Source organism: Dinoroseobacter shibae DFL 12 = DSM 16493, assembly GCF_000018145.1.
Classification (GTDB): Bacteria; Pseudomonadota; Alphaproteobacteria; order Rhodobacterales; family Rhodobacteraceae; genus Dinoroseobacter; species Dinoroseobacter shibae.
Window position 1 is genome coordinate 114,506 of sequence record NC_009952.1, and the last position, 24,504, is coordinate 139,009.

At 66.1% G+C, this 24,504-nt stretch carries 24 protein-coding genes; 8 read left to right on the top strand and 16 right to left on the bottom strand.

Annotation, left to right across the window (positions count from 1 at the left end):
• Positions 1-172 precede the first annotated feature (172 nt).
• The 3 genes from DSHI_RS00575 to sfsA form a co-directional block, all read right to left on the bottom strand.
• Complete coding sequence (locus DSHI_RS00575) at positions 173-1,225, bottom strand: TRAP transporter substrate-binding protein (RefSeq protein WP_012176798.1); 1,053 nt, start codon at positions 1,223-1,225, stop codon at positions 173-175.
• 851 nt (positions 1,226-2,076) lie between these two features.
• A complete protein-coding gene (gene map / locus DSHI_RS00580; RefSeq protein WP_012176799.1) occupies positions 2,077-2,892 on the bottom strand; it encodes a type I methionyl aminopeptidase in 816 nt (271 codons plus the stop codon).
• Between the two features lie 46 nt (positions 2,893-2,938).
• Entirely contained in the window at positions 2,939-3,673 is a 735-nt protein-coding gene (sfsA, locus tag DSHI_RS00585) for a DNA/RNA nuclease SfsA (protein ID WP_012176800.1), read from the bottom strand.
• 48 nt (positions 3,674-3,721) lie between these two features.
• Here sfsA and DSHI_RS00590 point away from each other — a divergent pair, with 48 nt between their 5' ends.
• Genes DSHI_RS00590 through DSHI_RS00605 form a run of 4 tightly spaced genes read left to right on the top strand, consistent with a single transcriptional unit; the run spans position 3,722 to position 6,673 of the window.
• A complete protein-coding gene (locus DSHI_RS00590; RefSeq protein ID WP_012176801.1) occupies positions 3,722-4,450 on the top strand; it encodes a competence/damage-inducible protein A in 729 nt (242 codons plus the stop codon).
• Positions 4,447-5,172 (top strand): GNAT family N-acetyltransferase, encoded by a 726-nt coding sequence (locus DSHI_RS00595; RefSeq protein ID WP_012176802.1) that lies wholly within the window; start codon positions 4,447-4,449, stop codon positions 5,170-5,172. The genes DSHI_RS00590 and DSHI_RS00595 overlap by 4 nt, the downstream gene beginning before the upstream one ends.
• Positions 5,169-5,744, top strand: a complete 576-nt coding sequence (locus tag DSHI_RS00600) for a peroxidase-related enzyme (protein ID WP_012176803.1) — start codon at positions 5,169-5,171, stop codon at positions 5,742-5,744. The genes DSHI_RS00595 and DSHI_RS00600 overlap by 4 nt, the downstream gene beginning before the upstream one ends.
• Positions 5,741-6,673 (top strand): OmpA family protein, encoded by a 933-nt coding sequence (locus DSHI_RS00605; RefSeq protein WP_012176804.1) that lies wholly within the window; start codon positions 5,741-5,743, stop codon positions 6,671-6,673. The genes DSHI_RS00600 and DSHI_RS00605 overlap by 4 nt, the downstream gene beginning before the upstream one ends.
• A 7-nt stretch (positions 6,674-6,680) precedes the next feature.
• Here the strand turns inward: DSHI_RS00605 and DSHI_RS00610 are convergent, their stop codons facing one another.
• The 7 genes from DSHI_RS00610 to ilvD all read right to left on the bottom strand — a co-directional run bounded on the left by DSHI_RS00610 (position 6,681) and on the right by ilvD (position 14,146).
• On the bottom strand, positions 6,681-7,589 hold the full coding sequence (locus DSHI_RS00610; protein ID WP_012176805.1) for a LysR family transcriptional regulator: 909 nt from the start codon (positions 7,587-7,589) through the stop codon (positions 6,681-6,683).
• A 145-nt stretch (positions 7,590-7,734) separates the two neighbouring features.
• Positions 7,735-8,295 carry a type 1 glutamine amidotransferase domain-containing protein gene (locus DSHI_RS00615; RefSeq protein WP_044028171.1) on the bottom strand — a complete coding sequence of 187 codons (561 nt, stop codon included), beginning with the start codon at positions 8,293-8,295 and terminating at the stop codon, positions 7,735-7,737.
• 62 nt (positions 8,296-8,357) lie between these two features.
• A complete protein-coding gene (locus tag DSHI_RS00620) occupies positions 8,358-10,376 on the bottom strand; it encodes an oxidoreductase (RefSeq protein ID WP_012176807.1) in 2,019 nt (672 codons plus the stop codon).
• A gap of 103 nt (positions 10,377-10,479) precedes the next feature.
• Entirely contained in the window at positions 10,480-10,896 is a 417-nt protein-coding gene (locus DSHI_RS00625; protein ID WP_012176808.1) for a hypothetical protein, read from the bottom strand.
• Positions 10,893-11,663, bottom strand: coding sequence for a DUF6478 family protein (locus DSHI_RS21210; RefSeq protein WP_012176809.1), 771 nt, complete (start codon positions 11,661-11,663; stop codon positions 10,893-10,895). The genes DSHI_RS00625 and DSHI_RS21210 overlap by 4 nt, the downstream gene beginning before the upstream one ends.
• Before the next feature lie 118 nt (positions 11,664-11,781).
• Entirely contained in the window at positions 11,782-12,441 is a 660-nt protein-coding gene (locus DSHI_RS00635; RefSeq protein ID WP_012176810.1) for a hypothetical protein, read from the bottom strand.
• On the bottom strand, positions 12,413-14,146 hold the full coding sequence (gene ilvD, locus DSHI_RS00640) for a dihydroxy-acid dehydratase (protein WP_012176811.1): 1,734 nt from the start codon (positions 14,144-14,146) through the stop codon (positions 12,413-12,415). The genes DSHI_RS00635 and ilvD overlap by 29 nt, the downstream gene beginning before the upstream one ends.
• 143 nt (positions 14,147-14,289) lie before the next feature.
• Here ilvD and DSHI_RS00645 point away from each other — a divergent pair, with 143 nt between their 5' ends.
• From DSHI_RS00645 to DSHI_RS21215, 4 genes are all read left to right on the top strand, one after another.
• A complete protein-coding gene (locus DSHI_RS00645; protein WP_012176812.1) occupies positions 14,290-15,192 on the top strand; it encodes a CPBP family intramembrane glutamic endopeptidase in 903 nt (300 codons plus the stop codon).
• A gap of 65 nt (positions 15,193-15,257) precedes the next feature.
• Positions 15,258-16,220 carry an acetyl-CoA carboxylase, carboxyltransferase subunit beta gene (accD, locus tag DSHI_RS00650; protein ID WP_012176813.1) on the top strand — a complete coding sequence of 321 codons (963 nt, stop codon included), beginning with the start codon at positions 15,258-15,260 and terminating at the stop codon, positions 16,218-16,220.
• Between the two features lie 4 nt (positions 16,221-16,224).
• Entirely contained in the window at positions 16,225-17,493 is a 1,269-nt protein-coding gene (locus DSHI_RS00655; RefSeq protein ID WP_012176814.1) for a bifunctional folylpolyglutamate synthase/dihydrofolate synthase, read from the top strand.
• Positions 17,494-17,596: 103 nt separating this feature from the next.
• Positions 17,597-18,556, top strand: a complete 960-nt coding sequence (locus DSHI_RS21215; protein ID WP_012176815.1) for a Hint domain-containing protein — start codon at positions 17,597-17,599, stop codon at positions 18,554-18,556.
• On the opposite strand, the gene DSHI_RS00665 is transcribed toward DSHI_RS21215, so the two are convergent.
• The 6 genes from DSHI_RS00665 to DSHI_RS00690 are packed head-to-tail and all read right to left on the bottom strand — an operon-like array spanning position 18,553 to position 24,420.
• Positions 18,553-18,846 (bottom strand): 4a-hydroxytetrahydrobiopterin dehydratase, encoded by a 294-nt coding sequence (locus DSHI_RS00665; protein WP_012176816.1) that lies wholly within the window; start codon positions 18,844-18,846, stop codon positions 18,553-18,555. The genes DSHI_RS21215 and DSHI_RS00665 overlap by 4 nt on opposite strands.
• Entirely contained in the window at positions 18,846-20,066 is a 1,221-nt protein-coding gene (locus DSHI_RS00670; protein ID WP_012176817.1) for a GNAT family N-acetyltransferase, read from the bottom strand. The genes DSHI_RS00665 and DSHI_RS00670 overlap by 1 nt, the downstream gene beginning before the upstream one ends.
• 50 nt (positions 20,067-20,116) lie before the next feature.
• A complete protein-coding gene (locus DSHI_RS00675; RefSeq protein ID WP_012176818.1) occupies positions 20,117-20,890 on the bottom strand; it encodes a glycerophosphodiester phosphodiesterase family protein in 774 nt (257 codons plus the stop codon).
• Positions 20,887-21,354 (bottom strand): RidA family protein, encoded by a 468-nt coding sequence (locus DSHI_RS00680; RefSeq protein WP_012176819.1) that lies wholly within the window; start codon positions 21,352-21,354, stop codon positions 20,887-20,889. The genes DSHI_RS00675 and DSHI_RS00680 overlap by 4 nt, the downstream gene beginning before the upstream one ends.
• A 22-nt stretch (positions 21,355-21,376) precedes the next feature.
• A complete protein-coding gene (locus DSHI_RS00685; RefSeq protein ID WP_012176820.1) occupies positions 21,377-22,684 on the bottom strand; it encodes an HlyD family type I secretion periplasmic adaptor subunit in 1,308 nt (435 codons plus the stop codon).
• The gene (locus DSHI_RS00690) at positions 22,681-24,420 is read right to left on the bottom strand and encodes a type I secretion system permease/ATPase (protein WP_012176821.1); all 1,740 of its coding nucleotides are present in this window, start codon (positions 24,418-24,420) and stop codon (positions 22,681-22,683) included. Before DSHI_RS00690 ends, DSHI_RS00685 begins: the two co-directional genes overlap by 4 nt.
• Positions 24,421-24,504 lie beyond the last annotated feature (84 nt).

Genomic DNA, 24,504 nt, shown 5'->3' on the forward strand with positions numbered 1-24,504 from the left:
CCCGTTCTCCTGCGGCTTTGGGAAGACTGGGCGGCTCGGGACCGGGAGTGAACCGAGGGCAGGCTTGATCATGGCGGAGCAGGGGCCAGCCCCGTGCTCCCCAGGGATACTTCCGGACCTAACCCTGTAATGCAGGCCCTGCACGATCGGGCCTGCGGAATACGCGCTTGGCTTAGTTGAGCGGTTGGTTGTCGGAACGGGTCACTTGCACAGCCGCGCGCGCATCAGCAACGAGCCCTGCACCATCAAGCCCCTTGTCGGTCATCTCAGCGATCCAGGTTTCGGTTACGGCCTCGCCGAGAGTGACGATCTCGGCGGTCAACTCCTCGGACATGGTGGCGATCTCGTTGCCGGCATCGGCCATGGCCTGCTTACCTTCGGCGTCTCCGGTGTCATGGGCGCGCCCAGCCCAGGCCGAGGCGGCGAAACCGGAATTGGCGTCGATCACGGCCTTCAGGTCGTCAGGCAGGCTGTCATACTTCGCCTTGTTCATCGCCCAGAGGAAGAAAAGGTTGTAGAGGCTCTTGTCGCCCGCCACGTCTGTATGGCTGTCGGTCAGCTCGTCGAGCTTGAGGGAGGGCGACATTTCCCATGTGATCACGCCACCATCGACCACGCCGCGGGACAACGCCTCGGGGAATGCGGGCACGGCCATGCCGACCGGGGTTGCGCCCATCTCGCGCAGCAGCAGGGTCGCTGGACGAGACGGTCCGCGCAGCTTCAGGCCCTCGAAATCGCTCAGTTCCGCAATCGCGGGGCCTTTCTTGTGCACGAGGCCACGCCCGTGCATGTGGGCGGCGATCACTTTCACGTCGGCGAAATCGTCCATCAGGTGCTTCTGGGTATAGACCCAGGCCGCCTTGGAGGCGTCCTCCCCCGTCTTGGTCGTCATGAAGGGCAGTTCCAGCGCCTCGGCCTCGGGGAAGCGGCCGGGCTGGTAGCCGGGGATCACCCAACCGCCATCCACCGCGCCATCGCGGATTAGGTCGTACATGTTCGGGGCTTTGCCGCCGAGTTGCATGAACGGGTAGAGTTCCACCTTGATCCGACCGTTGCTGTCGGCCTCGATCTTCCGCGCCCAGGGTTCCATGAAATAGGTGGGATTCGCGCTGAGAGGCGAGACGAAGTGCTGGAAGCGGAGCGTGACCTCCTGCGCAAGGCTGGGCAGGGATGTGGCCGACACGGCCAGCATGGTCAGTGCCGCGGTCTTTGAGAGGAAGGTCATCGCAGGGGCCTCCTGGATCGGTTAAGAACAGGTCGGTGCTGACATACGCGCTGCACTGACGTTCAGCTAGGTGTAAAACGCCCCTGTTGCAACTGGCTCGCAAGCACTTGCCGTGGCACGACATCGCAACCAATTGGCCATGTTGTCAAAAGCTCGGGGAAACTGTCTGAGCCAGTACGAGATCTATGTCGCGCGTTTGGAGGATTCGCTTGCCATGTGCGGTGGTGGTGTCCCGGGTGATCGTCGGAGGAGAGACTTGCCAGCGGTCGGACCCGTTGGCGCCTCAATCACGGGTTGTCACCTTCCAAAAGGCTGCAGTCTGCCCTCGAACCGAAATCTGCGGTCGAAAACAGCGTAAACCGAAAAGGCGCGGTCGAATGGGGTGCAGGAAGCCTCGCGACTTTTCTGAGGAGCACCCCCCTCGAAATACCTGCCTTTTCTCGGATGTGATCGCGTCCTTGAGTCTTGCTGCCCTGGGAAGCACACCGAGGGACGGACGTTTGATCAGTCGGGCGCGGACTTCGCCCGAAAAGGTCTCGGTTGCCTGGACTTTGTTTCAGGTCTGTGCGGGCGAAATGCCCTGTTATGAGAGGATCCGTGCCGAACTCCAACGCCTCGGCTTCCCCGCCGATCCCAACAACAGGGTCATTTTCGAGCAGGCCGGATAGCGAAGTTTGGTAGGTGGAAGACCCTGGCGGCGTCGTGATGATTGCGGCGTGCAAGGGTCTTTGGGAGTTACGAATGCCCGGTGCCGCGGTGACCTTCTCACCGACGCCAAGAATGAACACTCCAGCACGGCAAGCCCCGCGGTCATGCTCACGGGTTTGCGCAAACCTGCGGAGCGCTGGCGATCAAGCTTTGTAGGTCGGGTGGAACAGGCCGCCCGGGGACAGGGTGAAGATCTCGCACCCGTCGGCGGTCACCCCGATGGAATGCTCGAACTGCGCGCTGAGGCTCTTGTCGCGCGTCACGGCGGTCCAGTCATCGGCGAGCACCTTGGTCTCGGGCCGACCGAGGTTGACCATGGGCTCGATGGTGAAGAACATGCCCTCTTCAAGGACAGGGCCCGTCCCCTTGCGTCCGTAATGCAGGACATTCGGCGGCGCATGGAACACCCGGCCCAGCCCGTGGCCGCAGAAATCGCGCACGACGGACATCCGGTGGCTTTCCACGAAGGTCTGGATCGCGTTGCCGATGTCACCGAAGGTATTGCCGGGGCGCACGGCCTTGATCCCCTCCATCAGCGCGTCATGGGTGACCTCGATCAGACGCTCGGCGCGGCGGTTCAACTTGCCGGCCACGTACATGCGCGAGGTATCCCCGAACCAGCCATCCACGATCACTGTCACGTCGATGTTCAGGATGTCGCCATCCTTGAGCTTCTTCTCTCCGGGGATGCCGTGGCAGACCACGTGGTTGATCGAGATGCACGAGCCGTGCTGATACCCCTTGTAGCCGATGGTGGCCGAGGTTGCGCCGGCGGCCTCCACCTGCTCTGTGATGATCCGGTCGAGCTCTCCGGTGGTCACGCCGGGCACCACATGCGGCGCGATATCGTCGAGGATCTGTGCGGCCAGTTTCCCCGCGGTATGCATGCCTGCGAAATCCGCGCGCTCATAGAGGCGGATACCATCCTTGGTCAGGGTCGTGCGCGGCTGTTCGTTCACTGAAGTCTCCATCACCCGGTAAGATAAGGGCTTTCGCAGCGGGCTTCTAGTCCTCGTTCTGCGGCGCTTGCGCCGCCGGATCGACCGGCAATGCCCGCCCCAGCGTTACACCGCCCGTGTCGATAAGCGTGCCGTAGCACAGCATCTCGACCCCAGTCGCGCGGGCCGCGTCGAACGCGCGGGCATAGCTTGGGTCCAGGTCCGGCGCCAGGCGTAGCCGTGTGCAATCCGTGCGCTGCACGAGGTAGAGCATAACCGCTCGGTGCCCGGCTTCGACCATGCGGGCAAGCTCGGCAAGATGCTTGGCGCCGCGGGTGGTCACACTGTCGGGAAACTCGGCCCAATCCTCTGCGCGGCGCAGATGGACGTTCTTGACCTCCACATAGGTGTCCGGAAGACCCGGCTCGGTCGCAAGGAAATCCACGCGCGAGTTGGTGCCGTATTTCACCTCCGCCCGGATGGTGCCGTAGGCGGCCAACTCGGTGATCGCGCGCGCCGCCAGCGCCTCGCCCACCACCTTGTTGGGCACCGAGGTGTCGATCCCCGCCATGTGCCCGTCTGCCAGTTCCACCAGCCGCCAGCCATAACGCAGCTTCTTCTTCGGATCGTCATTCGGCTCCAGCCAGATCCGCTGCCCCGCGTCCTTCAGGCCCAGCATGGCGCCGGGATTGGGGCAATGGGCGCGGACCTCTTCGCCGGTGTCCTCCAACACTGCGTCACTGAGAAAGCGGTTGTATCGCCGGACCAGCCGGGCGGGCACAAGAGGGGTTTGAAAGCGCATGGCGCGGACCTATACCCGGTCAAAGGGCAGGGCAAGGGACGTAAGGCCATGGCAACACCGACAGCAGCGATGATCGTCATCGGCGACGAAATCCTGTCCGGGCGCACCCAGGACAAGAACATGCATCATCTGGCCGGGGAGCTGACGGCCAAGGGCATCCCGCTGACCGAGGCGCGGGTGATCTCGGACGAGGCCGCGACCATCACCGCCACCGTGCGGGAGCTGAGCAGGCGATACACCCATGTGTTCACGTCCGGCGGGATCGGGCCGACCCATGACGATATCACCGCCGACGCGGTGGCAGCCGCCTTCGATGCGCCCATAGACGTGCGCGAGGATGCCCGTGCGCTGCTGGCCGCGCATTACGCCAAATCCGGGACCGAGCTGAACGCGGCGCGGTTGCGGATGGCGCGTATCCCCGAGGGCGCGACCCTGATCGACAACCCGGTCAGTGCTGCGCCCGGCTTCACCCTGGGCAATGTGCACGTGATGGCCGGGGTGCCGTCGGTCTTCCGCGCCATGGTCGCCTCGATCCTGCCCACGCTGACAGGCGGCGCGCCGGTCCTGTCCGAAAGCCTGCGCGTGATCCGTCCCGAGGGCGAGATTGCAGGGCCACTTGGCGCGCTCGCGGCGGAGTTCCCCGACCTCTCCTTCGGGTCGTACCCGTTTATCAAGGATGGCGTCTTCGGCGCGAATGTCGTGGTGCGCGGGACGGATGCGTCCGCGCTTGCCAAGGCGGTCGCGGCGCTGCGGGTGACCTTTCCGGATGCTGCATGAGCGGGATCTGGGACGCGATTGACGCCACTTGGGCGGCACCCCGGCTGCATCGGGTGGGCCCCTTCACCCTGCGCGAAGGGCAGGGCGGGGGCCAGCGGGTCTCGGCCGCCACCACCGACCAGGTGCCCAAGCCCGCCGAGATCGCCGCCGCCGCCCAGGCCATGCGCGCACTCGGCCAGCGCCCGCTCTTCATGGTGCGCGGCGCCCAGCGTGCGTTCGATTCGGCGCTGGAGGCCGCGGGATACGAGGTCAACGACCCGGTCATCGTGATGGAGGCCCCCATCGACACCGTGGCCCGGGACGGCCCGCCCCCGGTCAGCGCCTTTCCCATCTGGCCCCCGCTGCAGATCATGCAGGAGATCTGGGCTGAGGGCGGCATCGGCCCCGAGCGTCTGGCGATCATGGCCGGGTCCTGCGATCCGAAAACCGCGATCCTGGGGCGCGTGAAGGACCGTGCTGCGGGCTGCGCCTTCGTCGCCATCCATGCCGGCATCGCCGTGATGCATGCGGTGGAGGTCGCCCCCGCCCTCCGTCGTTTGGGCACCGCCCGCAACATGGCACGCGGCGGCGCGGATTGGGCACGCCGGCACGATGCCACGCGTTTTGCCATCCTGACCGTGGCCGACAACGCCGCCTCGCAAGGTGTCTTCACTTCCCTCGGGATGGTCCCTGTGGAACACTACCACTATCGCCGAGACCCCAACTGGACGGAGACGCCGTGACCGATACACCTGACCTTGTGACCGCGCTCAACCTGCCGCAGGTGGATCCGTTGCCCCCCGAGACCGCCAAGTATTTCGCGATCTGCGAAGAGAAGCTTGGTCTCGTGCCCAATGTCCTGCGCGCCTATGCCTTCGATATCGACAAGCTCAACACTTTCGCCGCTCTCTATAACGACCTGATGCTGGCGGAGTCGGGCCTGACCAAGCTGGAGCGTGAACTGATCGCGGTCGTCGTCTCGTCGGTCAACCGCTGCTATTACTGCCAGGTGGCCCACGGCGCGGCGGTGCGGGAGCTGTCGGGGAACCCCGAACTGGGCGAGCAGATGGTGATGAACTACCGCGTCGCCAACCTGTCGCCACGGACCATGGCGATGCTCGACTATGCCGTGGCCCTGACCGAGGCCAGCGCCAAGGTGACCGAGACTGACCGTGCCCGGCTCCGGGAGCATGGGTTCACCGATCGGGACATCTGGGACATCTCTGCCGTAACCGGGTTTTTCAACATGACCAATCGCCTGGCCTCCGGCGTCGATATGCGCCCGAACCCGGAATACCACGGGGCCCATCGGTGAAGCTCTGGGCCGGGCTCGCCCTGGCCTGGCTTGCCGGAAGCGCCCATGCGCTGGAGCTGGCCTTGCCGGATGGCGCGATGCAGGCCCATGACGCCAGCGTCCCGGCGGCCCGCTACGCCTTGCCCACGGGTCCGGCCAAGGCGGGCACCGTTCCGTTGCGGCAGGTCGAGGGCACGCTGCGCCACCGGGTCTGGCACCTGTCGCCGCCTCAAACGCTCGCTGTTTTGTTGGCGAGCCTTCGCGCGCAGTTGGAAGAGGCCGGGTACGAAGTGCTGCTGGATTGTACGGCGCGTGGCTGCGGCGGCTACGATTTCCGCTTCGCGGTGGAGGATGTCGGCCCTCCGCAGATGATGGTCGATCTCGGGCGCTACGGCTACCTGAGCGCGCGGAATAGTGGCACCGGCCATTACGCAGTAATCCTGGTCAGCGAAACTCGAAGCCTGGGCTATGTGCAACTGACCGAGATCACCCCGGCGGAGATCGCGCTCGATCTGGACACGACCCCGGACGCACAAGTCCCGGGGGCCGCCCTGGCCCGGTCCGGAGACATCGCGCGCCCGCTGGCCGACCTGCTTCTGTCCCAGGGTCGCGTGGTGTTGGAGGATCTGCGTTTTGCCACGGGCAATGCCACGCTGGAAAACGGGCAATACCCGTCCCTGACCGCGCTGGCAGGGTTTCTGACCGAAAACCCGGATCTGGTGATCGCCTTGGTCGGCCATACCGATGCCGAGGGCTCCATTGACGCGAATCTGGCCCTGTCCATGCGGCGGGCCGAGGCTGTGCGCGACCGGTTGGTAGCGGACTACGGCGTCGCGTCGGAGCGATTGCGGGCCGAAGGGGTCGGATACCTCGCCCCGCGCGCCACCAACCGGACCGAGGAAGGTCGGCGCGCCAACCGGCGGGTCGAGGCGGTGCTGACCCAACCCTGAGCCGCGCTCAGGCCGACATCGCCTGTTTTTCAGCCGAGAATTCGCGCACGAGGAAGTCGATGAAGGCTCGGACCTTGGGCTGGGTGAACCGGCCCGGCGGATAGACCGCATAGATGCCCAGATCGTCATAGGGCAGGTCGGGCAGCACCTCGACCACATCGCCACGACCCAAGGCGTCTTCGAACAGGAAACTCGGAAGATATGCGATCCCCAGCCCGGTTTTGGCCGCGTTCAGCAGGGATTGCCCGTCATTGACCGTCAACCATCCCCCAGTCCGCACCTGCCGTTTTTCGCCGGATGGTGCTGTGATCTTCCACAGGTTCCCCGATGACTGGTTCGAGTAATGCAACAGCTTGTGATCGCTCAGATCGTCGATCCGCTTGGGATGTCCGAATTTCTCAAGATAGCTGGGTGCCGCGATCATCCGCTTCGACGTGGTGGCCAGCTTGCGCGCGCGCAAGGTGCTGTCCTCCAGATCGCCCACCCGCAGGGCGAGGTCGAAGCCTTCAGAGATCAGCTCCACGTAGCGGTTGTTCAGCACCATGTTGATCTGAATTTCGGGAAACTGGTGCAAGAACCCGGCGAGGACCGGCGACAGGTGCTTCACTCCGAAATCCGTGGCAACCGAGATCCGCAGAAGACCGTTGGGTTCCGATTGCATGGCATTGACCATGGCATCCGCCTCGCCCGCGTCGTTCAGAACATGCCGGGCCCGGTCGTAATAGGCCAGCCCGATTTCCGTGGGGCTGACGCGCCGGGTGGTCCGGTTGAGAAGCCGCGCACCGAGGCGGGCCTCCAGAGAAGAGACATGCTTCGACACGGCGGATTTCGAGATCCCCATCTTGCGCGCCGCGTCCGTGAACCCGCCCTGGTCCACCACCGTGGCGAAGGCTTCCATTTCCGTAAGTCGATCCATTTCACTATCCTGACACCTGGCAACACACTGGTCAGGTATCAGCGACAATTCAGGCAGGATTGGGCCAAACAGCGGACATTATCGGGAAAGCAAAGGGGTTTTGTTCGCCGGTTCAAAGTAATCCGGCGAACAGAAGATCAACGGGTCAGGCTGCGTCAGCCCGAATCTGACCCTTCTCTACCTCTTCGATGATCGCTGCGACGAAGGCGTCGAAATCATCGGGATTTCGCGATGTGATCAGCCCGCGGTCGCGCGCCACGGGCACATCCACCACCTGTGCCCCGGCATTGGCCAGATCCGTGCGCAAGGAGGGCCAGGAGGTCACCTCGCGCCCGGCCACCAGCCCCGCCTCGATCAGCAGCCAGGGCGCGTGGCAAATCGCGGCAACGGGCCGGTCCCGGTCGCGGAACGCCTGGATCAGGGCAATAGCCGCCGGGTCAAGGCGCAGGATGTCCGGGTTGATCTGCCCGCCGGGCAGCACCAGCGCGTCATATTGGGTGGAGTCCGCGTCCTCGATCCGCAGGTCGACCTCGGCCATCCGGCCCCAGCCGTCGCCGTCCCACCCCTTGATTTCGTTGCCGTCGGGGCTGGCCACATGGACCTGTGCCCCGGCATCGCGCAGCTTGTCCCGGGGCACCTCCAGTTCCGATTGCTCGAAGCCGTGGGTGGCGATGATGAGAATGCGTGCCTTGGTGATTTCGGTCATGTCGGTCTCCCGTCTCGTGTCCATACATATGGTCAACGAGCCGGGAGAGGCTCCTGTTCCATTCAGAGTGCCGCCGCCAGCCTCGCGCCCTGGTCGATGGCCCGTTTCGCATCGAGTTCGGAGGCCACATCCGCGCCGCCGATCACGTGGACTGGAACACCGCGCGCGCTCAGTGCATCGGCGAGGCTGCGTTCAGGCACCTGCCCGGCGCAGAGCACGATGGTGTCCACCTCCAGGGTTTCCGGGGTTCCGTCCCGCAGGATGCGCAGTCCCTCCGGACCGATCCCTTCGTACTGCACCCCGCCGAGCATCCTGACACCCTTCATCTGCAAACTGGCGCGGTGGATCCAGCCCGTGGTCTTGCCCAGTCGCTTGCCGAGTTTCTCTGCCTTGCGTTGCAGCAGGGTGATCTGTCGGGGGCTCGGAGTGGGTTGCGGCCCCTCGGCGGCGAGGCCGCCGCGAATGTCCTCGGGGTCCGCGACGCCCCACTCCCGGCGCCAAAGCTCGGGAACCTCGGTCGGGCTCTCGCCTTCATGGGCCAGGTATTCCGCCACGTCGAAGCCGATGCCCCCGGCGCCGACGATTGCCACTCGGTCTCCGACCGGTGCCTTGCGGCGCAACACGTCGATATAGGACAGCACGTTGGGGGCGTCCTGCCCGGGGATGCCAGGGTCACGGGGCAGCACACCCGTGGCGACGATCACCTCGTCGAAGCCCGCGACGGTCTCGGGTGTGGCGTCCGTGTTCAGGCGCAAGGCAATGCCGCGCTCGGCCACCATGGTCTCGTACCAGTCCACGAGGCCGTGGAATTCCTCCTTGCCGGGGATCTGGCGCGCCATGTTGAGCTGTCCGCCGATCCGGTCCGCCCGGTCAAAAAGCGTGACCGCATGGCCCCGCTCCGCCGCGACCAGGGCCGCCGACAGCCCGCCGGGACCGGCGCCCACAACGGCGATCCGGCGCGGGGTCTCGGTCGGTTCATAGCGCAGCTCGGTCTCGTGGCAGGCGCGCGGGTTCACCAGGCAGGAACTGAGCTTGCCGGAAAACGTATGATCGAGGCAGGCCTGGTTGCAGGCGATGCAGGGCGCGATGGTCGCCGCGCGCCCGGCTGCGGCCTTGGCCACGAAATCCGGATCCGCGAGGAAGGGTCGCGCCATCGACACCATGTCGGCGCAACCCTCGGCAAGTACCTCTTCCGCGATTTCCGGCGTGTTGATCCGATTCGAGGTGATCACGGGGATGCCGACCTCGCCCATCAGCTTGCGCGTCACCCAGGCAAACGCCTTGCGCGGCACCGAAGTGGCGATGGTCGGGATCCGCGCCTCGTGCCAGCCGATCCCGGTGTTCAGGATCGACGCGCCCGCGCCCTCAATCGCGTGGGCTAGTTGCACCACCTCGTCCCAGGTGGACCCGTTCGGGATCAGGTCGATCATGCTCAGCCGGTAGATCACGATGAAATCGTCGCCCACCGCCGCGCGTACCCTCCGGACGACTTCCACCGGCAGGCGCATCCGGTTCTCGTAGGGCCCGCCCCAACGGTCCTCGCGCCGGTTGGTGTGGGTGACGAGAAACTGATTGAGGAAATATCCCTCAGATCCCATCACCTCCACCCCGTCATAGCCGGCTTCGCGCGCCCGGGCGGCCGCAGTGACGATATCGGCGATCTGCTTTTCGATGCCAGCCTCGTCCAGTTCGCGTGGTGCGAAGGGCGAAATCGGGGATTTCACCGCCGAGGGCGCAACGCAATCGGGGCTGTAGGCATATCGCCCCGCATGCAGGATCTGCATCGCGATCTTGCCGTCCGCGTCATGAACCCGGTCCGTCACCACCCGATGATTGGCGATGTCCTCCGGCGTATAGAGCCCCGCGGCACCCGGAAACACGCCGCCTTCCGGGTTCGGTGCCATGCCGCCAGTGACCATCAGCGCCGCGCCGCCCCGCGCCCGGGCGGCATAGAACTCGGCCACCCGGTTCCAATCCCGCGTCTCTTCCAGCCCGGTATGCATGGACCCCATCAACACCCGGTTGCGCAGGGTCGTATGGCCAAGCTCCAACGGGCGCAGCAGGTTCGGATAGGCGGTCATGGCGTGTCTCCGGTGGCGTTGGATGTGGCGCGCAGACTGCCGCCGCCCGCGCGGCTTGTCATCCGCTACGCTGCGTCAGTCGATCCGCGCCCGAGGGCGGCTGTCAGTCATTGGGCAGTCGCGCCCGCATCGCGGTCTGGAAAGCCCCGCGCAACTGATCCAACTCCGCGCGCAGCAGGGCGACTTCCGCGCGCAGGTCATCGGCCAGGTCCTCCCCGGCGAGCAGGGGCACACGGGCCAGCACGGCGCCCGTTTCCGCATCGGTTACCAGGAACACGCTGACCCCCTCGCCAAGGGCCGAGACGGGGATGGCGAACCTCACGTCCCAGGCGTTGGGCGCGCCCGCCACGGCCGTGACCCTCGGGGCCGGGTGATCGGTCCCGTCCTGGATCAGCCGCAGGGCGGGCGCCCCGGCGACCTGCGCACGTGCCGTAAGACGGCCTTCCCACAGCCCGCCCTGAAACCGGGTCTTCACAAGTTCGAACGGGGTCGGGCCTGCGCCCGATGCGGTCTCGGTCACATTTCCGCCCGCGGATATCGGGACAGCAGGACGTCATGCAAGGTCAGCCGCAACATGGCCGGGCGCTCCACGATCAGGTCGATCCACGCATGATCTACCGGCTGCGCGCGCAAATCGCCATAGGCCAGATCGAAGGCGGCATGACATGTTCCACTTTCGGGCGCAGAGAATTCCGACAGCATCTGGGCGGTGTTCGGCCCCTGCTCCATGTTCAGACGACCATAAAGCTTCGTCGGCGCCGAAGCCTCCAGCCTCAACTCGATCCGCAGAACGTCGCGGTCGCTGAGCGCGGCGGCTTCGCTGTCCGGCAGGCCGGTCACCAGGGACAGGAAGCTGCCTTCGAAATGCAGGGTGTCGAGGATCAGCGCGAAGGGCGCGGGGGCGCTGGCCGGTGCGAGGGACTGGCGCAGGATCATTTCGGCCTTCGGGCAGTCGTGAAACAGCGTCAGGTCCGGTGTGATCCGGGTGCCGTTGGCCGGGCCGATGCGGATCGGATCTTCCGTCGCTTGGTGCCAGGCCGTCGGGCGCTGGGCCCAGACAGCCCCCGTGGGCAAGTCGGGCCGTGGGCGCTGGGTCTGCCGCAACCGGGCCTCGGCCTCGCGGGCCTCCGCATCGGCCCGGGCGCGGGCGCGGCGGGCGGCATCGCGCTGCTGCACCTCGACACTGCGGTCGCACCCGGCGGGCGGCGCCATCACGTCCTGCCATTCCGGAGGGGCGGCCCGCTCGCCGCCGCCTGACATCCACGCGTTCAACCGGCGCAACATCATTGCGGTCTCCCTGTTTCCTTGAGGGCGCACTGTCAGCTCGAAGGTGACACGCCCGCGAAATCCTACGCCCGATCCGTCATGCAACAAGCGTTTTGAAATACGGTTAAGGGTATCGGCGTCACAGCGCCGGATTATCCCTCTGGATTCGCGCGGCAAACTCCCGCACGGCGCGCAAGCCCTCTGCCCGCGACAGGGGATTGGCCTCGAAGCCAAGCACGGCCACGGAGACCACGCGCCCGTCCAGATCGAAGATCGCGCGCCAGTGGTCGGAGGACATGCCAGGCGCATAGCCTTCGCTGTCATCTCGGGCATGGACATAGAGCACATCGCCCTGCTGGAAGCTTTCCAGGATATCGACGGTTGCGGGATCGCTCTCCCGGCTCAGCATGGCCCGACCGTTGTCGGAGCGCAGAAAGGCTTCCAGCAAAGGGGCTTGCTCGGCGACTTCGATCGCCTGGGTCTCCCGGACCGCCGCGGTCAGGAGTGCGCGGATGCGCGGCTGAGGCGCCGCCCCCGACCGGGTGATCGCGGCGCAATTGCCCAGCAGCACGAAGGCCTGCCCATCCCGATCCTTGGTCGCGGATGGGTCCACGCAGAACCCCCGTGGGCCCGAGATCGTCACGGCGCTGCGCGAGACGGTGACGGTTGCCTCCGGCGGAACCGGCCCGCCGGCCAGTCCGAGCCCGTCCAACTCCGCGCAGCCCGCGAGCGCCAGCAGGGCAAGCCCCGCCAGCATGCGGCCCCCGATTTCAGAGATCGGCGTAGATGTGTTTTTCATCCTTGGCTCCGGGATGGGTGACTGCCCCCAGGCGTGCGCCGCCAACCAGCTGCGCATATTTCCACAACGCACCCGAGGCATAGATCGTCTCCCGCGGGCCGCTCCAGGCATCTTTTCGCGCGGCAAGCTCATCCTCGCTCAGCGCGACGGACAGCTCGCCCTTCAGCGCGTCGATGGTGATCATGTCGCCGTCCTTGAGCATCGCGATGGGGCCGCCATGGGCCGCTTCGGGGCCCACATGGCCGACGCAGAAGCCGCGCGTGGCCCCGGAGAACCGGCCATCGGTGATCAGCGCCACCTTCTTGCCCATGCCCTGACCCGAGAGCGCCGCCGTGGTGGCCAGCATCTCGCGCATGCCGGGACCGCCTGCGGGACCCTCGTTGCGGATCACGAAGACGTCGCCTTCCGCGTAAGCGCGGTTCTGAACCGCCTCGAAGGCGTCCTCTTCGCATTCGAACACGCGCGCCGGGCCGGTGAAGACCAACTGGTCGTCGCTCATGCCCGCGATCTTCACGATGGCACCTTCGGGCGCCAGGTTACCCTCGAGACCGACAACCCCGCCCGTGGTCGAGAGCGGCGTGTCGACCGGATAGATCACCCGGCCATCGGCTTCGAGCGTGACCTTGTCGAGCTCCTCGCCGATGGAATAGCCGGTCACGGTCATGCAATCCTCGTGGATCAGGCCCGCGCGGCGCAGCTCGCGCATCACCACGGGCACGCCGCCCGCTTCGTACATGTCCTTGGCAACGTATTTGCCGCCCGGCTTGAGGTCCACGAAATAGGGCGTGTCTCGGAAGATGTCGCAGACATCCTGCAAGGTGAATTCGATCCCGGCCTCATGGGCAATCGCAGGCAGGTGCAGACCGGCATTCGTCGACCCGCCGGTGCAGGCCACGATCCGCGCGGCATTCTCCAGCGACTTCCGGGTCACGATGTCCCGCGCGCGGATGCCTTTCTCGATCAGGTCCATGACCGCGCGGCCCGACGCCTCGCCATACTGGTCGCGGCTCTCGTAGGGCGCGGGTGCGCCCGCGGAATTCGGCAGCGCCAGACCGATCGCCTCGGACACGCAGGCCATGGTATTGGCGGTGAACTGACCGCCACAGGCCCCTGCGGACGGACAAGCCACCCGCTCCAGCACTTCCAGCTCTGCATCGGTGTAGTTCCCGGCCTGGTGCTTGCCCACGGCCTCGAACACGTCCTGAACCGTCACGTCCTCGCCGTTCAACCGACCCGGCAGGATCGAGCCGCCATAAATGAAAACCGACGGCACGTTGAGCCGCACCATGGCCATCATCATCCCCGGCAGGGACTTGTCGCAGCCCGCCAGACCCACAATCGCGTCATAGCAATGGCCGCGCATGGTCAATTCGACCGTATCGGCAATCGCCTCGCGGGAGGCCAGCGAGGACCGCATGCCCTCGTGGCCCATGGCGATCCCGTCGGTCACGGTGATCGTGGTGAATTCTCGTGGCGTGCCGGAGGCCTGCTTGACCCCCATCTTCACCGCCTGGGCCTGGCGGCTGAGCGCGATGTTGCAGGGCGCGGCCTCGTTCCAGCATGTGGCGACCCCGACCAGCGGCTGGTGGATCTCTTCCTCGGTCATGCCCATGGCATAGTAATAGGACCGATGCGGCGCGCGCGAAGGGCCTTCGGTGACGTGACGGCTGGGCAGCTTGGACTTGTCGAACGAACGCTTGAGCATGACATGGATCTCCTGGCAACTGGCTCATCTGATACGCGCTCGGCTTCGCGGGTACAAGCGGTCGCAGGGGCGCGCGGAACATGGCGGTTGTCCTCTGCCCGCGCAGCCCCTAGCGTCCGCGCGCGCAACCCCGGAGACGCCCGATGTCCCTTTCCCGGTCCCTTTGGACCCCAGAGTTCGACCATTTCACCGAGCCCGCACGCCGCCGCGCGGGGCTGGGATGGCTCGTGCTGGGATGTGTCCTGGTGATCGGGATCTATGCCGCGTCGCTCATGGGGATCTTCGGTGCCATCGGGCTGATCGGCGGCGAGGGCGCCGCGGCCCAATGGCTGCTGCGGGTGCAGACCGCTGCCGGACCCACGGCGACGCTCCTGCTGCTGGCGACCTTTGGTGGGCTCGTGCTGGGCCTCTGGGCCTGCTTGCGGCTGGTCCACCGCCGGCCTCTCGGGAGCGTGATCGGCGCGCGGGAGCAGACGGCGCGCGACTTCCGTCGTGCGAGCGTGATCACCCTGGCGGGCATGGGCCTTTCGCTGCTGCTCTTCCTGCCGGGCATGGAGATCCTGCCAAACCTGCCTTTGGGCATCTGGGTGTCGTTCCTGCCCCTGGCCCTGCTGATGATCGCGCTGCAGACCGGCGCGGAAGAGATGCTCTTTCGCGGCTACCTGCAACAGCAACTCGCGGCGCGGTTCTCCAGCCCGCTGGTCTGGATGTTGCTGCCCAGTGCTCTCTTCGGCGCGGCTCATTACGACCCGACCACGGCCGGCGACACGGCCTTGCAGGTGGCCTTGGCGGCGGGGATCTTCGGGCTGATGGCGGCGGATCTGACCCGGCTGACCGGCAATATCGGCGCGGCCTGGGGGATGCATTTCGCCAATAACTGCATGGCGATCCTCGGGGTATCGGTGCAGGGCACGATCCCGGGCCTGTCGCTCTACACCACCGAGCTTGCGATTTCGGACACCGCCGAGATCAGCGTGCTGCTGTGGCAGGACATGGCGCTGACGCTTCTCTTCTATCTCGCGATCCGCTGGGTCGTGACCCGCTGATTGCATTTCCGCGCCGCGGCGATTATCTCGAACCCAATCGGCATAGCCCCAGGACAATCGCGCCCATGAACTGGATTTCCAACTACGTCCGCCCCACGATCAACTCGTTGTTTTCGCGGCGGGAAGTGCCGGAGAACCTGTGGCGCAAATGCCCTGAATGCGGCACCATGCTGTTTCACCGGGAACTGTCGGACAACCTGTTCGTCTGTATCAGCTGCGATCACCACATGGCGATCACCCCGCGCCAGCGCTTCGAGGCGCTGTTCGACGGCGGTGTGTTTTCCGAGGTGAAGGTGCCCGCACCCATTGCCGACCCGCTCCAGTTCAAGGATCAGAAGAAGTATCCCGAGCGGATGAAGAGCGCCGTGAAAGCAACGGGCGAGCCCGAGGCGATGCTGGTAGCCGAAGGCGAGATCGGCCGCACCCCCATCGTCGCCGCGGCCCAGGATTTCAGCTTCATGGGCGGCTCCATGGGGATGTATGTGGGCAATGCGATCATCGCCGCGGCCGAACGGGCGGTGGCGCTGAAGCGTCCGTTGATCCTGTTTTCGGCTGCGGGTGGCGCGCGCATGCAGGAAGGCATTCTCAGCCTGATGCAGATGCCCCGCACCACCGTGGCCGTGCAGATGCTCAAGGAAGCGGGACTGCCTTACATCGTCGTTCTCACCCACCCGACCACGGGCGGGGTGACCGCATCCTATGCCATGCTGGGCGATGTTCAAATCGCCGAGCCCAATGCGCTGATCTGCTTCGCGGGCCCCCGGGTGATCGAGCAGACGATCCGCGAGAAACTGCCCGAGGGCTTCCAGCGCGCGGAATACCTGCTGGATCACGGGATGCTCGATCGGGTGACCCACCGGATGAAACTGCGCGACGAGTTGATCCGCATCACCCGCATGCTGCTGGGTCTCGGGCCGGCCATTGTCGGTGACCTTCCGGCGCCCGATCCCGCGCCCGCGACGCCGGAGCCCCAGAAGGCGGCCCCGAGCGCACCTGCGCAGGACAAACCCGGCGCAGGACGGTCGTGACACGGTGAACGCGCCCGGCTCCGACCTGCTGCTGGAGCGTCTGATGACGCTTCACCCCAAGATCATCGACCTGACCCTCGACCGGGTCTGGCGCCTGCTGGCGACGCTCGATCACCCTGAACGACGCTTGCCGCCCGTGGTCCATATCGCGGGCACCAATGGCAAGGGCTCGACGCTGGCGATGATCCGCGCGGGGCTGGAAGGGGCGGGGCAGACCTGTCACGCTTATACCTCGCCGCATCTCGCACGGTTTCACGAGCGCATCCGCCTGGCCGGAGAGCTGATTTCCGAGCCGGATCTCGCCGCCCTTCTGGCGGAATGCGAGACCGCCAACGGTGGCGCGCCCATCACCTATTTCGAGATCACGACCGTCGCGGCCCTTCTGGCCTTCGCCCGCACGCCCGCCGACTGGACCCTGCTGGAGGTCGGCCTCGGCGGGCGGCTCGATGCGACCAACGTGATCGACACGCCCGCGCTCTGCGTCATCACGCCGGTGTCCTACGATCACCAGCAGTTTTTGGGCGACACCCTGCCCGAGATCGCGGGCGAGAAGGCGGGCATCCTGAAACGCGGCGTGACCTGCGTGGTCGGCCCACAACAGGACGCCGCGCTGGAGGTGATCGAGGATCGCGCCGCCCGTGTCGGCGCGCCACTGCGCGCCCATGGGCAGCACTGGCATGTGAGCGTGGAGCATGAACGGTTGGTCTACCAGGACGAAACCGGGCTTCTGGACCTCCCCCTGCCGGTCCTGCCGGGACCCCACCAGATCGAGAATGCAGGCATGGCGCTTGCCGCCCTGCGCGCGCTCGGCACCGGCGATCCGGAGCCCGCGCTGACCAAGGCTCAATGGCCCGCGCGGATGCAGCGGCTGCGCCATGGGCCCTTGGTGGAGCTCGCGCCGGAGGTCGAGCTCTGGCTCGACGGCGGGCACAACCCGGCGGCAGGCTTGGCGCTGGCCGCGACCCTCGCCGGACTGCCGGAACGTCCGACCTATTTGATCTGCGGTATGCTCAAGACCAAGGACGTGGCGGGCTTCCTGCGCCCTCTCGCAGCGCGGGCCAAGGCCCTGCATGCGGTCTCCATCCCCGGGGAAGCTGCGACCCTGACCGCGGCCGAGACCGCCGCCCATGCCGCAGCTCTCGGCCTGCCGAGCCTGCAAGCGGCAAATGTCGCCGCGGCGCTGGCGCAAATCGCGGCCGAGGATCCCGGCGCGCGTGTCGTGATCTGTGGCTCGCTCTACCTCGCCGGCGCCGTGCTGCGCGAAAACGGCTGATGTCGCTGCCTCTTTTCTTGGGGCGTTAACCTGAACGATACGGTAATCGGACTAGAACGAACCCCGAACATGCATATGGCATGACCAAACCGGGGCGTCTTGCGTGGCGAAGTCTGACGGAGATCACACCTATACAAGCCTGGGCTGGCCGAACGACGCCTACTATTTGGCCGAGGGCACGGAGCTGAACGTCATGAAGATGTCCCTCGTCGACAAGGACGAGGACGGCGATATCGGCCCCGGCGACATGATCAACGGCCTGGAAGTCACAGACTCGTATCTCGGCGACTGGATCGGCTTCGACTCCGGCGAAGGCGAGCAGTGGGTCTATGGTGTGACCTTCTACCTCGAAGACGGGTCGCAGGTCTTCATGGCCACCGATGGCACCCAATTGCAGGATGCCAAGTCTACGGGTTGCAAATGGGTGCTGGAGAGCACCGATGTGCCTGTCAAGCAGATCACCGCCCCTTGTTTCGTCGCGGGAACGCGTATCCTGACCCCCGAAGGAGTCGTGCCGGTCGAAACCTTGCGCCCCGGGGATCTTGTGCAGACGCGGGATCACGGGGCGCAGCCCGTGCTCTGGGTCGGGCGCAGGACCCTTCCGGGCAGCGAGGCCCTGGCGCCGATCCGCTTCTCGCCCGACGCGCTCGGATCCGACCGCCCGCTCTACGTATCCCCCCAGCATCGGATGCTGCTGTCGGATCCCCGCCTCTTACTCCTCTTCGAAGAGGCTGAGGTCCTTGCCGCCGCCCTGCACCTCGTCAATGGCCACAGCGTGGTACAGGCGCCACGCGCGCGCGTGACCTATATCCACCTGCTATTTGCACGGCACGAGATCGTCTATGCCGAGGGGATCCCGAGCGAGAGCTTTCATCCCGGCATGGCCGGTCTCGCGGGCTTTGGCGATGCCGCGCGAGACGAGCTCTTGGGCTTTTTCCCGCAGCTGGCAGACCTTGATGCCGGTTTCGGCCCCTGCGCCCGCCGCGTGTTGCGCGCCCATGAGGCCGCGGTCGCAGCACAGCTGGTCATCGGCCGCGGCGCGCATGCCGCGATGGCGGCCTAGGCGAGGTTGTCCATCTTGCTGGCGAGCTTGATATCCAACTCCGACAAACCGCCCACGTCATGGGTGGTCAGCGTCACTTCGACGGTCTTGTAGACGTTGCTCCATTCCGGGTGATGGTCCCATTTCTCTGCCCAAAGGGCTGTGCCGGTCATGAAGGCGAACGCCTCGGTGAAGTCGCCGAACACGAAGGTCTTCTTGATCGCGTCGCGCCCCTCGACCATCTCCCAGCCCGCGCGCATCAACGGCGCAAGGTGCTCGTCCCGTGTGCTGTCATCCAGTTTCTGTGCCATCAATCCTCCGACAGTGTTTTCTTGAACGGGCCATAGCTCGTCATCACTTCGATTTCCTCGCCCACGGCATCCTTCTCGGCCTCCAGATAACGCTGGATCGCCTCGGCAAACCCTTGGTCGCGCACCCAGTGCAGCGAATGGGTCTGTGCCGGCAGGTAGCCGCGCGCCAGCTTGTGCGCGCCCTGCGCCCCGGCCTCCACCGTGCCGAGACCATGGGCAATCGCGAACTCGATCGCCTGGTAATAGCACGCCTCGAAATGCAGGCAGGGGTGATCCTCGACACAGCCCCAGTAGCGCCCGTAAAGCGCATCGCGCCCGACGAAGTTCAGCGCCCCGGCCACGGGCCGCCCCGCGCGATGGGCCAGTACCAGCATCATGTCGTCGCGCAGGGTTTCCTGGGCGATGTCGAAAAAACGCCGCGTGAGGTAAGGTGTGCCCCATTTGCGCGCGCCCGTGTCCTGGTAGAACACCCAGAACGCGTCCCAGTGTTCGGGCCGCAAATCGTCGCGGGTGATCTGTTGGATCTCGCCGCCGAACGCATGGGCCGTCTGCCGCTCCTTGCGGATATTCTTGCGCTTGCGCGATGACAGGTCTGCAAGAAACCCGTCGAAATCCGCATAACCCCGGTTCACCCAGTGAAACTGCTGCGACACCCGGTGCATGAGCCCCATCGCGGCCCCGGCTTCGGCCTCCGCCTCGGTGCAGAAGGTAATGTGCAGCGAGCTGACTTCCGCCTCCGCGGCCACCTGGACCGCGCCCTGAACGAGTGCCGATTGCCCGATCCCCTCGTAACCTGGTCGCACCAGGAGCCGCCGCCCCGTGGCCGGGGTAAAAGGGACCGCGATCTGCAGCTTGGGATAGTACCGCCCGCCTGCCCGCTCATAGGCATGGGCCCAGTTGTGATCGAAGATGAACTCGCCCTGGCTGTGGGACTTGGCATAAAGCGGTGCGACCGCGATCACCTGATCCTCCGTGCGCGCCACCAGGTAACGCGGGCCCCAGCCGCTCCCTGCCCCGATGGAGCCTGACGCCTCCAGCGCATGCAGAAACCGATAGGTCGTGAAAGGATCATCCGGACGCCCGCCATCCGCGACCTCCGGGCAGGCGCAGGCGTCCCAGTCCGCGGCCCCGATCTCGTCCAGACGCCCCACGACCGAAATCTCGATCTGGGTCTCGCGCGCTGCCGCGCGGTCCGGGTCGGGCAGGGGGTCGGGGATCATCGCAGGCTCCACAAGGTCGCCTTGCACAAATGGCCCCGGCGCGTCGCGGGTCAAGCCTCCGGCACGGGCCGCGGGGGCAGGAACCCCTCGAAGGTGATGTTGTCGGCAGCCTGCAGGGCCTCGCGCGCCTCCGCCGGGCTGGTGATGGTCCAGGTCAGAACAGGCACACCGCGGTGCCGCAGCCGGGTCACCGCGTCCATGTCGAGGCTGCGACGATCGTGGCTGATGAAGCTCGCACCGACCGCGTCGAAGGTCGCGATGGCGTTCAGCCGGACCTGTTGTTCGGGGCTGAGCGTGTTTTCCGTGCGGAAGTCCATGGTCGTCAAACCCCGCGGCACCGAAGGCAGGAGCCGCGCGAGATGCTGGACGGTGTGTGGGTTGAACGACATCACCGCGATGTTGTCCGTCGCCGCGCCGATCACGCCCGCGACCGCCGCGGCCAGCGCCTCGCTCTCGGGGCCAAGACTGCCGGACTGATCCTTCAGCTCGATCAGGAGCGGCACGCGCCCACCCACATGGGCCATTACTTCGGATAGTTCCGGTGGCCCATCTGCGGCCCCACGCAGGCGGATCGCCTGCAGCGCCGCGAGGGAGCGCGCCCGCACAGGTCCGGTCTCGCCCGTCAGCCGGTCAAGCTCGGCATCGTGGAAGACCAGCGCCGCGCCATCCGCGGTCAATTGCACGTCGATCTCGATGCCGTAGCCGGCCTGCATCGCCGCCTCTATGGCCGCACGACTGTTCTCGATCCGCGCGGTTGTCGGGTCGTGGAGCCCGCGATGGGCCAGGGGCCGGGTCACGAAGGCCCGGGGCAGGGGCGGGGTCATGGGCGGATCTGGAACAGGCCCTCGATCTCGACGGCCACGCCGAAGGGCAGGGCCGCGGCACTGACCGCCGAGCGCGCATGGCGTCCGGTGTCGCCGAGCGCCTCGACCATGAAATCCGACGCGCCATTGATCACCTTGGGCTGATCTTCGAAATCGGGGGTCGAGTTGACGAAGCCCACCAGCTTCACCACCCGCTCCAGCCGGTCGAGATCCCCGCCGCAGGCCACCTTGACTTGGGCCAGCAGATTGATCGCGCAACGCTTGGCCGCGGCTGCGCCCGCGTCGACGTCAAGGTCCGCGCCCAGCTTGCCGAGCACCATGTTCCCGTCGGCCGCGGGCAGTTGCCCGGAGACATGCACCATGTTCCCGACGATCACGAATGGCACGTAGTTCGCCGCCGGCGCGGCCGCGTCGGGCAAGCTCACCCCAAGCTCGGCCAGGCGCGTTTCGAATTTTCCAGACATGGTTCCCCCTCTTGTCCCGCGCTCAGCCTTCCCGGAAGGCGCGGTTGAAATAATCGCTCAGCGGTTTGACGAAATACTCGATCGGCGTGCGGTCCGCGGTGCGGATGAATGCTTCTACCGGCATGCCGGGGATCAGGTCGAGCCCTTCCAGCTTCTCCATCTCGCCTTCCTGCGGCGCGGTTTCCACCCGGTAGAAGGATGCGCCGGTCGCCTCGTCCACGAAGGCATCCGGCGAGACGCTCACGACCTTGCCCTTCAACTCCGGTGTCAGCCGCTGGTCGAAGGCCGAAAACCGCAGGTTCACCTCCTGGCCCACATAGACTTCGTCCACGTTGATCGGATTGACCCGGCTTGTGATGATCAAGGGCCGGTCCTGCGGCACGATATAGAGCACCGGTTCCGCCGGGCGGATCACCGAGCGTTCGGCAAAAACCGACAGGTCATAGACGATCCCCCCGAGTGGCGCGCGGATATCGAGACGGCTGAGCCGTTCGCGTAAGGCCTGGCGCTGCTGCTTGAGTTCCGATTCCTGGGCTTGCGTGTCGCGCAGCCGGGAAATCGCCTCCTCCCGGCGCGAGGTCGACAGTTTCAGTATTTCGATGTCGATTTCGGTCTGCCGCCCCTCGAACTCAGCCTTGGAGGCGGTCAACTCGCCCACCGACCCCAACAGCCGCGCCTGCTCCCGCTGCAGCGACAGCACCCGCGAGGCCTGGGCCAGGCCACGGTCGAGCAGGCTCTGCTGATCCGCAAGTTCCTGCTCGATCAGGTCGAGTTGCTGGGTCAGGGCGGTCTGCTGGGCCTCGATCCCCTCGATCTGGTTGCCGATCTGGGCCCGGCGCCGGGTCAGCTGTTCGGTTTCGGTCTCGACGGAGGTGTTGCGCGCCTCGAACAGGCGCCGCTGGCCGTCCATGACATCCGCGACCTCCGGGCTGGTCGCCGAAACCAGCAGGAGTTCCTCGTCGAAGATCACCTCCTCCTGACCGTCGCGCTCGGCCACGAGCAGCGCCCGCCGTGCCATCAGTTCGAACAATTGTCCTTCGACGATCGAGAGGTCGGTTTGCAACAGCGTCGGATCGAGCTGGATCAGCAGGTCGCCGGTCGCCACCGTATCGCCCTCGTCCACGGCGATGCGCTGGACCACGCCGCCATCAGGGTGCTGGACCACCTGGCGGTTCTGGTCCACCTCGATCTGACCGGGGGCGATGATCGCGCCGGCGATATTGGCCATCACCGACCAGCTGCCGAAGCCGCCGACCAGGATCGCGAGGGCAATCCCACCGATCAAGAGCTGCCGCCGGGCGGGAAATTTCTTGGCCGCGGGTCCGGTCATGACACGCCTCCAGCGGCTTTCTTCAGGATTTCCTTGTGGTTCGACACCATGGATTTCAGCACCTCGTCCCGTGGCCCGAAAGCCTTGCGCGAGCCGCCCTCCAGCACCAGAAGCGTATCGCATTGCTCGATCGCTGCGGGCCGGTGGGCCATGATCAGCACCGCCTTGCCATCCTTTTTCATCCGCGCCACGGCCGCATTCAAGGCCTGGCTGCCGGAGTTGTCGAGGTTCGAGTTCGGCTCGTCCAGCACCAGCAGCACCGGATCGCCGTAGAGTGCGCGTGCCAGGCCGATCCGCTGCATCTGCCCGCCTGAAAGCCGGGTCTGGCTGCCGAGCAACATCGTGTCATAGCCCTTGGGCAGCTTCAGGATCATCTCGTGGGCGTCCGCACGCTTGGCGGCATCCACCACCGCCTGGGCATCGGGCTGCGGGGCCAGCCGGGCGATGTTCTCGGCAATGGTGCCGTCGAAGAGCACAACCTGTTGCGGCAGGTAGCCGATATGGGTGCCCAGCACATCCGGGCCGAACTGGTCCAGCGCCGCGCCATCGAGCCGGATCTTGCCGCCCGCCACGGGCCAGATGCCGGTCAGCGCCCGCGCCAGGGTCGATTTGCCCGCGCCCGATTGCCCGATCACCCCGCACGCCTCCCCGGGCGAGACCGTGAAGCTCACACTCCGCAGGGCCGCTTGCGCTTCGCCCGGGGGCACCACGATCAGCTGCTCCACCACCAACCGCGCCTTCGGTTTGGGCAGGGGGGTCCGCTCCGGGTCGGGCGGGATGGCATCCAGCAACTCGATCAGGTCGCGCCGTCCCTTCATCGCCCGCTGCACCAGCGGCCATTGTCCGATCGCCATCTCGATCGGCGCCAGGGCCCGGCCCATCAGGATCGAGCCTGCGATCATCGCCCCGGCGGTCAATTGCCCCTGCAGGACGAGATATGCGCCAAGCCCGAGCATCGCCGATTGCAGGAACAGCCGGAATGTCTTGGTCAGGGTGGAAAAGCCGCCGGTCCGGTCCGAGGATGTCAGCGTCTCCGACAGGGACTCCGCGCGCACCTTGCTCCAGCGTGTGAAGGCCGCGCCGCGCATGCCGAGCGATTCGACGGTTTCCGCGCCCCCGGCCAGTTGCTGCGACATCATCTCGGCGCGGGCCGAGGCCTCGTTCGCCTTGCTGACCGGGCGACTTGTCAGCCATTGGTTCAGCACCGTCACCAGGATCAGGAATGTCCCGCCCACCAGGGCGAGATAGCCCAGCCAAGGGTGAAACATGAAGATCGCGGCCACGAAGAGCGGCGTCCACGGAATGTCGAACACCGCCAGAAGAGCCGGCGAAGACAACAGTCGCTGCATCGACTCCAGGTCGCGCAACCCGGTCGACGCCGTGGTCTGCCCCTGGCGCAAAGATTTGCGCAACGACGCCGAAAACACCCGTTGGTCTAGGGTGTCCTGCATGCGCGCCCCGGCCCGCGCCAACACACGCCCGCGGGCCCAATCCAGGATCCCCATCATCAAAAACAGAAATGCGACCAGTACCGACAGCGCCAGCAGGGTCTCTTCCGACTGGCTGCCCAGGACCCGGTCATAAACCTGCAACATGTAGAGTGGCCCGGTCAGCATCAGGGCGTTCACGAAGATCGAGAACACGAAGACCCAGGCGAACAACGGCATGTTGGCGCGACGGATCGCACCCAGTTCTTCGAGCCCCTTGCCCGCGTTCGGGGAGGTGCGTGGCGCCATGGCGATCCCTGTCTCCGTATGTGTCTGTGCGCGCCGAACTGGCGAGGCTGCGCCGATTCTTAACGCCACTTGTTTAACGTGGGT